Here is a 9,317-nt window from a genome sequence, read left to right as displayed (position 1 = left end):
CAGTTGCCGGCAGGCCGCTGGTGCTTGCGCCAGGTGTCGTCGATTTTCGACCAGGTCTTGCCGTCGGTAATGGCCAAGAGCTTGCGTCCATCCTTGAATGTGGCGAGGAAGGTCGCTTCCTCTTCCTTGCCGCCTAGCCACAGCCCGGCCAGCAAGCCCACCGGGCCTGCTACCAGGGCACCGGCGACGCCCCAGCCCAGCGCACTGCCCAGGTTGCGGTTCGACTCCAGGCAGGCCAGCTTGAGGTCGGTGACCCGCGCCAGGGAGATCCTTTCTCCTGGCGAAGGGCTGCGGGGGGTCTTGAGCGTCAGCGCGCCATTGCGGTATTCGCCTTCACCTTGCAAGAAATCGCCGGATTGCACCGTGAGTCTTGTCATGTCGTCATCCTGTCCGTGGGAGGGCTGTAGCCAGCACTTACTGAGCGCTGCCGTCGCAGGCAAGTCAACGGGCAGGCGACGAAGGGGCGTGCGGTGGATTGCCGCGTGGCGTATTGCGATCAGGCGGCGAAGCCACCGTCCGCGGTCAGGCTGGCGCCGGTGATGTAGCCGGCCTCAGGCCCTGCCAGGTAGGCGACGAAGCTGGCGATTTCGTCGGCATGGCCGTAGCGACCGATGGCCATCAGCGGGATCAGGCTGTCGGCGAAGTCGCCGCTGGCCGGGTTCATGTCGGTGTCCACCGGGCCGGGCTGCACGTTGTTCACGGTAATGCCGTGGGGGCCGAGGTCGCGGGCCATGCCACGGGTGAGGCCGACCAACGCCGACTTGCTCATGGCGTAGGGGGCGCCGCCTGCGAAGGGCATGCGCTCGGCGTTGGTGCTGCCGATGTTGATGATCCGGCCACCCTGGCCCATGTGCCGGGCCGCCGCCTGGCTGGCGACGAACACGCTGCGGACGTTGACGGCCAACAGGCGGTCGAAGTCGCCCAGGTCGAACTCGGCCACCGGGGCCACGGCCAGCACGCCAGCATTGTTGACCAGGATGTCGAGGCGCCCGAAGGCTTTCACGGTGTCTTCCACCACTTGCTGCACGGCACTGGCATCGGCGCTGTCGGCGTGCAGGGCCAGTGCGCGGGCACCGGTGGCGTTGATTTCCTCGGCCAGGGCCTGGGCGGCGCTGGCCGAGCTGACATAGGTGAAGGCGACCTGCGCGCCTTCACGGGCCAGGCGCCGGACAATGGCGGCGCCGATACCGCGTGAACCACCCTGGACCAAGGCGACTTTGCCTGCGAGGCTCGATTGCTGGGACATGTTGCTCTCCTGAAAGGGACAAGGCGCAGTGCCTTGGATGGCTGCCAGTATCGACCTGGGATTGCTCGCTGATAAGATGGCAATCGCTATCATCAGAGTGAACTTTTAGTTGGTAATTGGCCATGGAATCGTTCAGCAGCCTTGAGTGCTTCATTCGCAGTGCCGAGGTCGGCAGCTTCGCCGAAGCCGCGCGGCGCCTGTCCTTGACTCCGGCGGCAGTGGGCAAGAGCGTTGCCCAGCTGGAGGCGCGGCTGGGCGTGCGGCTATTTCAGCGCAGTACCCGCAAGCTCACCCTCACCGAGGCCGGGCAGCGTTTCCTGGGCGAGGTCAGCGACAGCTTCCGTACCATCCAGCACGCCGTCGCCAACCTGGCCAGCAGCGAGGGTCAGCCGGCCGGGTTGCTGCGGGTCAGCATGGGTACGGTGTTCGGGCGCTTGTATGTGGTGCCGATGCTGGGCGAGTTCCTGCGGCGCTACCCGGCGATCGTCCCGGACTGGCATTTCGACAATCGTCAGGTCGATCTCATCGGGCAGGGCTTCGATGCTGCCATCGGCGGCGGCTTCGACCTGCCGCTGGGCGTGGTGGCCCGTCGCCTGGCCCCGGCGCACCGGGTGCTGGTGGCCGCTCCTGATTACCTGGCCAGGTGTGTACCGATCGACGAACCGCGCGACCTGGCGCAGCACGACGGCATCCTGATTCGTTCGCCACAGACCGGTCGCGTGCGTTCCTGGCCGCTTACCAGCCGCTGGCATGAGCAGCAGCCCTTGCCCTTGCGCCAGGGCATGACCATGAGCGACTCGGATGCCGCCTGTGCGGTTGCCGCCCAGGGCTTGGGCGTTGCCCTGGTCAGCCTGCCGTTCGCCTTGCCGTATTACGCCAGCGGCCAGTTGCAGCGTGTACTGCCGGACTGGTACGTGGACGATGGCAGCGTCAGCCTCTATTACGCCGAGCACAAGTTGCTGCCGGGCAAGACCCGGGCATTCATCGATTTCCTCGTGGAGCAGTTCGCCGAGCAGGGGCTGGCCACGCGCTTCAATGCGTTGGAAATGCAGTAGCAGGTATTTGCAGGGCGGCACCGGGCCTCTTCGCGGGCAAGCCGGTGCGGTGAAGCCTATTCAGACGGCATCGATGATGATGTGAACCTGGGTGACCCCGGCGACCACCAGCCCCACCTCGTCATCCACCCGTTTGCCCAACAGCTGTTGCCCCAGCGGCGAGCGCGGGGTGATGACTGTCACCAACTCGTCCTGTTCGCCAATCTTCAGGCCTGCGGCCTCGGGCCCAAGAAAAAGCAGGCGCTGCGCTCCATCCTCGTCTTCCAGTGTCACCAGGTTGCTGAGCTGGATTCCCCGCGCCGGGTCGTAGTCGCGCAGTACCAGTTGCTGGTAGGTCAGCAGCGCCTGGCGGATCTCGGCGGTACGCCGCGCCTGGCCGGTGGCCAGGTAGGACGCTTCAAGGCCCAGGGTGTCGTACTTGTTCTCGGCGATGTTCTCTTCGGCGGTGGCGGTTTCGTAGGCGGTCTGGGCGGCACGGCGCAGCACCTCGACGTCATGTTCGAGGGTGGCATTGATACGCGCCAGGAGGGTGGCTTTGTCCATGGTCAGTAGCAGAATTCCAGCACGTTGGCCTGGCTCTTGTCGGTGGGTGCGGTGCGGTTCTGTTGCAGCCAGAACTGGCACTTGGGGTTGTTCAGGTTGCGCATGTTGCCCTGGGCGGCGTCGGCGGCTTGCTGGGCCTCCTGCTTGTGCAGGATGTCCTTGTAGCGTTCGAACATCTCGGCCTGGGCATCGGCCGGTTGCGCGGCAGGCTGGGCAGGCGCAGGGGCCACGCCAGCCGGGGCAATGGCCTGGGCCAAGGGCTCCACCTGCTGGGGCCAGGCCCGCCAGGCCAGCCACAGGCTCAAGGCGATGGCCATGGCGCCGAGCCACAGGCCGAAGGCCACGCACAGGATCAACTGCACAGGCTTGAGGGTGATCTTCAGTTCGCGGTGGCGGGGCATGGCGGCCTCCTGGCAGGGCGGGTCGAGGGCGGCCATTGTCGCACGGCGGTAAAGGTTTTTTCAGCGACGGTGCTTTTGTCAGCGAGAATTAATCCGCACAATCCGCTGTTTTTTCCGTGTCGAGAGGAAGAACGGGATGAAGACCCGCTGGGACATCTTTTGCACGGTCGTCGACAACTATGGCGACATCGGCGTGACCTGGCGCCTGGCCCGGCAACTGGCGGCCGAGCATGACCTGGCCGTGCGCTTGTGGGTCGACGACCTGGCCGCCTTCGCGCGCCTGTGCCCCGAGGCCGACCCATTGGCCGGGCAGCAATGGCAGCAGGGCGTGCGGGTATGCCACTGGTCGCCCGACTGGCCGCCTACCGACACCGCAGATGTGGTGATCGGTGCCTTCGCCTGCGCATTGCCCGATGCCTATGTCGAGGCGCTGACCCTGCGTCCCGCCCCGGCCTTGTGGTTGAACCTCGAGTACCTGAGCGCCGAGGATTGGGTCGAAGGCTGCCACGGCCTGGCGTCGCCCCAGCCCAATGGCCTGCGCAAGCAGTTCTTCTTCCCCGGCTTCACCGACAAGACCGGCGGGCTGCTGCGCGAGGCCAGCCTGCTCCCGCGGCGCGAAGCCTTCGAGGCCGACCCGGCGGCGCAGGCGGCGTTTCTCGCCAGGCTTGGGGTGCATCGCCAACCCGGAGCGCGTTTGATTTCGCTGTTCGCCTATGAAAATGGGCAATTGGGCGCGTGGCTCGAGGCCCTTGCCGACGACGCACAGCCCACCCACCTACTGGTGCCCGAAGGCCGTGTGCTTGCTGACCTGCGTCACTGGTTCGCCGAGCCGCAACTGGGTGTGGGCGATGTGCGGCACAAGGGCCGGTTGCGCGTGCAGATCCTGCCGTTCGTCAGCCAGGATGACTACGATCGCCTGCTGTGGTGCTGTGACTTCAACGCCGTGCGCGGCGAGGATTCGTTCGTGCGTGCTCAGTGGGCCGGGCGGCCGTTGCTGTGGCATATCTATGTCCAGGAGGAGAACGCGCACTGGGAAAAACTCGAGGCCTTCCTCGCGCAGTATCGCCAAGGGCTGTCGCAAGAAGCGGGCGATGCGCTGGTCGAGTTGTGGCGCGCCTGGAACATGGACCGCGACATGGGCGTGGCCTGGCGCCAGGTGCTACTGCACTGGCAGGCACTCCAGGTACACGCCCGGCAGTGGTGCGCTGCGCAGGCGGTTAGGCCGGACCTTGCCACAGCGCTGGTGCAGTTTTACCGAAATTGGATATGATATGCGGCCTCGATTTTTATAAATCCATCCAGATTCGGATATACGCAATGAAAACTGGTAAAGAAATCAAACCCGGTACCGTACTGCGCATCGACAACGATCCGTGGCTGGTCCAGAAAGCTGAGTTCACCAAGTCGGGCCGTAACAGCGCGATCATGAAGACCAAGCTGAAGAACCTGCTGACCGGCTACAAGACCGAAACCGTCTACGGTGCGGACGACAAGCTGGACGACGTGATCCTGGATCGCAAAGAAGCGACCCTGTCGTTCATCAACGGTGACGAGTACACCTTCATGGACACCAGCGACTACACCATGTACGAGCTGAACGCCGAAGACATCGACGCCGTCCTGCCGTACATCGAAGAAGGCATGGAAGACGTCTGCGAAGCCGTGTTCTTCGAAGGCCGCCTGGTATCGGTAGAACTGCCGACCACCATCAGCCGCAAGGTCGTCTACACCGAAAACGCTGCTCGCGGCGACACCTCGGGCAAGGTCATGAAGCCGGCCAAACTGGCCAACGGCACTGAAATTCAGGTTGCCGACTTCATCCAGATCGACGAGTGGATCGACATCGACACCCGCGACAACAGCTTCAAGGGCCGCTCCAAGAAGTAATGCTTCTTGCGACCCACAAAAAACCCGGCGTTGGCCGGGTTTTTTTGCGCCTGGAATTCAGGCGGTGAGGGCCGCAATGCAGCCCTCGGTGACTCAGACCGCTACGTGCAGGCGTACATCGAGGTTGCCGCGAGTGGCGTTGGAGTAAGGGCAAACCTTGTGCGCTTTCTCCACCAGGGCTTCAGCGTCGCCCTGGCTCAGGCCTGGCAGGCTGATGTGCAGGTCGATGTCCAGGCCGAAGCCGCCTGGGATCTGGCCGATACCGACTTTGGCGGTGATCGAGGCGTCAGCTGGCAGGGCTTTCTTTTCCTGGCCGGCGACGAACTTCAGGGCGCCGATGAAGCAGGCCGAGTAACCGGCGGCGAACATCTGCTCAGGGTTGGTGCCTTCACCGCCAGCGCCGCCCAGTTCCTTGGGGGTGCTCAGCTTGACTTCGAGCTTGCCGTCGCTGGATTTGGACTTGCCATCGCGACCGCCAGTGGAGGTTGCTTCTGCGATGTACAGGGGAGTGACCTTTTGCATCTTGAGCCTCGCTTGTGTGCTGTGCGCCTTGGCGCTGGGTGGGTATGGCGCTAAATTTAGCGCGCAATTATTTAGTGTGCAAGTTATTTTTTTGCCGTTTATCCGACAGGCATCACACAGCGTAGTCGTCAGAGGTTTTTTTGCAGGCTGGCGCGCAGATCCAGCAACTCGGCTTGCAGGAGCCGCAAGCGTTCCATGGTGCGGCCGCTGGCGTCGAGAATGCATTGCGGCACACGCTGGGCCTCTTGTTGCAAATCGCGGCCCTTGTCGGTCAGCTGCACCAGGACCACGCGCTCGTCCTCGCGGCTGCGGGTGCGCTTGAGCAGGCCTTCGCTTTCCAGGCGTTTGAGCAACGGCGTGAGCGAGCCAGGGTCGGTGATCAGGCGCTGGCTGATTTCGCCCACGGTCAGGCCGTCCTGTTCCCACAGCACCAGCATGGCCAGGTACTGCGGGTAGGTCAGGCCCAAGGCCTGCAGTAGTGGTTTGTAGACCTTGGTCATCAGCAGCGACGTGGAGTGCAGGGCGAAACAGACCTGGTTATCCAGCAGCAGGTCGTCGCAGGAAGTGGGTTTGTCGGCTTTCATGCTGGTCCTTGAATAACGTTTGGTTAAGAATCTAGCACGCTGATGGTTAGCGCGCTAATCATCCTTGCAGTTCGCTGCGTAGTGCCAGGTCCCAAGGCGGCACCGGGCTGAAGCGGCTCTTGAGGAATTCGAGCAGCAAGCGGCTGCGAGAGTTCGTTTCATGTTCCAGGCGCAGTGCATAGATGCCGGTGGTTTCCGGCGCAGGCAGGCCGCTTTCGCAGAACAGCGGCAGCAGTTCGCCGCGCAGCAGGTACTCGCTGATCAGCCAGGTGGGCAGGTGCGCCACGCCCAGTCCGGCCAAAGCACCGAACAGCAAGGCTTCGGCATTGTTGGCGGCCATGCGCATGCGCGCCGGGCGGTACAGGCGCAGTTGCCCATCGACGTTGAAGCGCCAGGCGAAGGGTGGCGCCAGGCCGTCCCAGTCCAGGCCGTCGTGCTCGGGCAGTTGGCTGGGGTCGCGCGGTACGCCGCGGTTGGCGAGGTAGCCCGGGCTGGCGCAGGCAATACGCACCATCGAGGCCAACGGCGTGGCGACCAGGCGGGTATCGGCGAGGGGGCCGGCGCGCAGCACCAGGTCGACTTCGCCCAGGTGGCTGCCCTGCATGTCGACGAAGCTGTCGATCAGCCGAACCTGTACATCCAGGCCGGGGTAGGCGACCAGAAAGTCGGCGATCGCCGGTGCCAGGTGACGGCGGCCGAACGCGGCGGGTGCGTCGATGCGGATCAAGCCTTCCGGGGCGCTGCTCAGCGATACGGCTTCGGCGCGGGCCAGGCGCAGTTCCTCGACGATACGCCGCGCGCGTTCGGCGAACGCCTTGCCTGCTGGTGTGACGCGCACCGCATGGGTACTACGCACGAACAGACGGCTGCCTACGGCGTTTTCCAGATTGTCGATGCGCCGCGCCACCGCCGACGGCGTCAAGGGATGGCGGCGGGCGGCGGCGGAGAAGCTGCCGGCCTCCAGTACGTCGAGGAACAGGCTGAGTTGTTCGGTAAGAAGGTCTGGGCTCATGACGATTCATTGGGTTGCTTATGCGGATTACGCAAAGCCATTGTGCGCTGCTGTGCGTTTCCGTGCCAGGGGCCAGTGGTTAGGATGGGCGGATAACTTGTACAGGCGGATGAGACGCTGATGATCGAATGGTTGATGTACATCGCCCTGGGCGCTGCCTTGGGCACTGTGGGTGGGTTGTTCGGGATTGGTGGCGGGCTGATCGCCATTCCCGCGCTGGGCGTGCTGTTCGGCCTCGACCAGCAACTGGCCCAGGGTACTGCCTTGGTGATGGTGGTGCCGAACGTGCTGCTGGCGCTGTGGCGTTACCACCAGCGCAACCGCATCGAGTTGCGTCACGCCGTGCCGCTGTCGCTGTGCAGCTTCCTGTTCGCCTGGTTGGGTTCGATCTGGGCGGTCGGCCTCGATGCCCATTCCATGCGCCTGGGCTTCGTCGGTTTCCTGGTGGTATTGGCGATATGGAACGTGGCACGAATTTCCATGCGTATGGCGCCGCCCAGCAGCGAGCTGCGCCACCCCTGGCCTTGGCTGGGCGTGCTGGGGGTCTTCGCGGGCACCATGGGTGGTTTGTTCGGGGTGGGCGGCGCGGTGGTTGCCACCCCCATCCTGACCAGCGTGTTCGGCACCACCCAAGTGGTAGCCCAGGGCCTTTCCCTGGCACTGGCGGCGCCCAGTACCGGTGTGACCTTGTTGACCTACGGCCTGCACCAGAGCGTGGATTGGAACGTAGGCATCCCGTTGGCCGTGGGCGGGCTGATGAGCATCAGTTGGGGCGTCACGCTGGCCCACGCGATGCCGGAAAAGGCCCTGCGCGTGTTGTTCTGTGGGTTCCTGATCGTCTGCGCGGTGATGCTGGCTTTCGAGCTCTGAGGTTTCTACTGGAACCCCTCGGCCACATGGTCGGCGAGGCTGTCGGTGATCGGCGACTGGCTTTTCGGGTTGCGCAGCAGCATCACATTGGCCAGTGGCAGCTGCGGCAACCCGTGCTCTTCGCCGAGGATGTACAGGTTGCCGCCGATCAGGCTCTGCAACTGCGCCGTCACCGCGAGCCCCGCGCCGACAATGGCGAAGATCGCCGCCAGGCTGGGGCTGGTGTAGGCGATGCGGTAGTCGATCTCCTGTTGCTCCAGGGCATTGCACGCCCAGGAGCGGCAGAAGCAATCGGTATTGAACATCGCCAGCGGCATAGGCCGCTGCTCTTGCGGACAGTGGCCCTGGGCTGCGGCCCATACCAGCCGCTCCTGGCGTAGCAGCTGGCCGACCTCCGAGCCGGGCTCGCAGGTGATGATGGTCAGGTCCAGGTCCTGGCGCTGCATCAGCTGTTTCGACGGTTCGCAATGCACCTCCACCTGAATCAGCGGGTAGCGCTGGGCGAAGCTCGAAAGAATGTTCGGCAGAAAGCGCATGGCGTAGTCATCGGGTGTGCCGATGCGCACCACCCCGACCATGTGCGGCATGCGCAAGGTATTGAACACCTCGCCGTGCAGCTTGAGGATGCGCCGGGCATAGCCCAGCAACACCTGGCCCTCGGCGGTCAGACGGACCTGGCGACCGTCGCGTTCGAACAGCTGGCGCTGGAGGATGTCTTCCTCCAGGCGTTTCATCTGCATGCTGACCGCCGATTGGGTGCGGTTGACCACTTCGCCGGCGCGCGTGAAACCGCCTTGCTCGGCAATCGCGACGAAGGTGCGCAGCACGTCCGCATCAAGACTCTGGTATTGAGACATAGCATCAATCTCGTAGATGCAAAGCATTAGAAACATTCGTTGGATTGATCTTAAGGCCGGCGCGACACTTAAGCCATCTCTTACGGAGGGCTTCAAGATGAAAGGTCATGTCAGCTATCACTCCCACGGCTTTTCCCTCACCCATGCCATCGCCGCCGCGGCTCGCCAGGTAGCGCGCTGGCACCAACTGGCGCGCCAGCGTCGACAACTGGCCAGCCTCAGTGACGAGGTATTGCACGACCTGGGCTTGAGCCGGGCCGATACCTTGCTGGAAGTGGAGCGGCCATTTTGGGACGACCCCCTGCGCAAGTGAGCGGGCGTTGCAGGTTCGAGCTAAGCG

General features: G+C 64.1%; 13 protein-coding genes. 5 read left to right on the top strand and 8 right to left on the bottom strand.

All coding sequences use genetic code 11. The annotated features are described in order from the left end of the window. The coding region (locus tag RAC97_RS23235; RefSeq protein WP_375101966.1) for a hypothetical protein at positions 1-377 on the bottom strand (377 nt) is incomplete at its 3' end. Positions 378-496: 119 nt separating this feature from the next. Beyond that, positions 497-1,246, bottom strand: coding sequence for a 3-oxoacyl-ACP reductase family protein (locus RAC97_RS23230; RefSeq protein ID WP_375101967.1), 750 nt, complete (start codon positions 1,244-1,246; stop codon positions 497-499). Positions 1,247-1,362: 116 nt separating this feature from the next. Between RAC97_RS23230 and RAC97_RS23225 the strand changes: the two genes are divergently transcribed. Continuing rightward, positions 1,363-2,301: a LysR family transcriptional regulator gene (locus RAC97_RS23225; protein WP_375101968.1), complete on the top strand. Its 939-nt coding sequence runs from the start codon at positions 1,363-1,365 to the stop codon at positions 2,299-2,301. Between the two features lie 60 nt (positions 2,302-2,361). On the opposite strand, the gene RAC97_RS23220 is transcribed toward RAC97_RS23225, so the two are convergent. Together RAC97_RS23220 and RAC97_RS23215 are read right to left on the bottom strand one after the other, a co-directional pair. Beyond that, positions 2,362-2,844, bottom strand: a complete 483-nt coding sequence (locus RAC97_RS23220; protein WP_375101969.1) for a transcription elongation factor GreAB — start codon at positions 2,842-2,844, stop codon at positions 2,362-2,364. A gap of 2 nt (positions 2,845-2,846) precedes the next feature. Continuing rightward, complete coding sequence (locus tag RAC97_RS23215) at positions 2,847-3,245, bottom strand: hypothetical protein (protein ID WP_375101970.1); 399 nt, start codon at positions 3,243-3,245, stop codon at positions 2,847-2,849. Between the two features lie 136 nt (positions 3,246-3,381). On the opposite strand from RAC97_RS23215, the gene earP reads away from it, so the two are divergent. Both earP and efp read left to right on the top strand, forming a co-directional pair. After that, entirely contained in the window at positions 3,382-4,515 is a 1,134-nt protein-coding gene (earP, locus tag RAC97_RS23210; RefSeq protein WP_375101971.1) for an elongation factor P maturation arginine rhamnosyltransferase EarP, read from the top strand. A 47-nt stretch (positions 4,516-4,562) separates the two neighbouring features. After that, positions 4,563-5,132 (top strand): elongation factor P, encoded by a 570-nt coding sequence (gene efp, locus RAC97_RS23205; RefSeq protein WP_375101972.1) that lies wholly within the window; start codon positions 4,563-4,565, stop codon positions 5,130-5,132. A gap of 93 nt (positions 5,133-5,225) precedes the next feature. Here efp and RAC97_RS23200 read toward each other — a convergent pair whose 3' ends face one another. From RAC97_RS23200 to RAC97_RS23190, 3 genes are all read right to left on the bottom strand, one after another. Further along, complete coding sequence (locus tag RAC97_RS23200) at positions 5,226-5,654, bottom strand: organic hydroperoxide resistance protein (protein WP_375101973.1); 429 nt, start codon at positions 5,652-5,654, stop codon at positions 5,226-5,228. Between the two features lie 128 nt (positions 5,655-5,782). Next, positions 5,783-6,238, bottom strand: a complete 456-nt coding sequence (locus RAC97_RS23195; protein ID WP_375101974.1) for a MarR family winged helix-turn-helix transcriptional regulator — start codon at positions 6,236-6,238, stop codon at positions 5,783-5,785. A 58-nt stretch (positions 6,239-6,296) separates the two neighbouring features. Then, on the bottom strand, positions 6,297-7,250 hold the full coding sequence (locus RAC97_RS23190; protein ID WP_375101975.1) for a LysR family transcriptional regulator: 954 nt from the start codon (positions 7,248-7,250) through the stop codon (positions 6,297-6,299). 120 nt (positions 7,251-7,370) lie between these two features. Here RAC97_RS23190 and RAC97_RS23185 point away from each other — a divergent pair, with 120 nt between their 5' ends. Continuing rightward, a complete protein-coding gene (locus RAC97_RS23185) occupies positions 7,371-8,120 on the top strand; it encodes a sulfite exporter TauE/SafE family protein (RefSeq protein ID WP_375101976.1) in 750 nt (249 codons plus the stop codon). A gap of 5 nt (positions 8,121-8,125) precedes the next feature. Here RAC97_RS23185 and RAC97_RS23180 read toward each other — a convergent pair whose 3' ends face one another. Beyond that, entirely contained in the window at positions 8,126-8,977 is an 852-nt protein-coding gene (locus RAC97_RS23180; RefSeq protein ID WP_375101977.1) for a LysR substrate-binding domain-containing protein, read from the bottom strand. A 97-nt stretch (positions 8,978-9,074) separates the two neighbouring features. Between RAC97_RS23180 and RAC97_RS23175 the strand changes: the two genes are divergently transcribed. Continuing rightward, positions 9,075-9,290 (top strand): DUF1127 domain-containing protein, encoded by a 216-nt coding sequence (locus RAC97_RS23175; RefSeq protein ID WP_375101978.1) that lies wholly within the window; start codon positions 9,075-9,077, stop codon positions 9,288-9,290. Positions 9,291-9,317 lie beyond the last annotated feature (27 nt).

It is taken from the genome of Pseudomonas sp. LS_2 (assembly GCF_042709235.1).
Classification (GTDB): Bacteria; Pseudomonadota; Gammaproteobacteria; order Pseudomonadales; family Pseudomonadaceae; genus Aquipseudomonas.
Note: the sequence above shows the minus strand (reverse complement) of the source record. Positions and strands in the feature narration are given on the sequence as shown.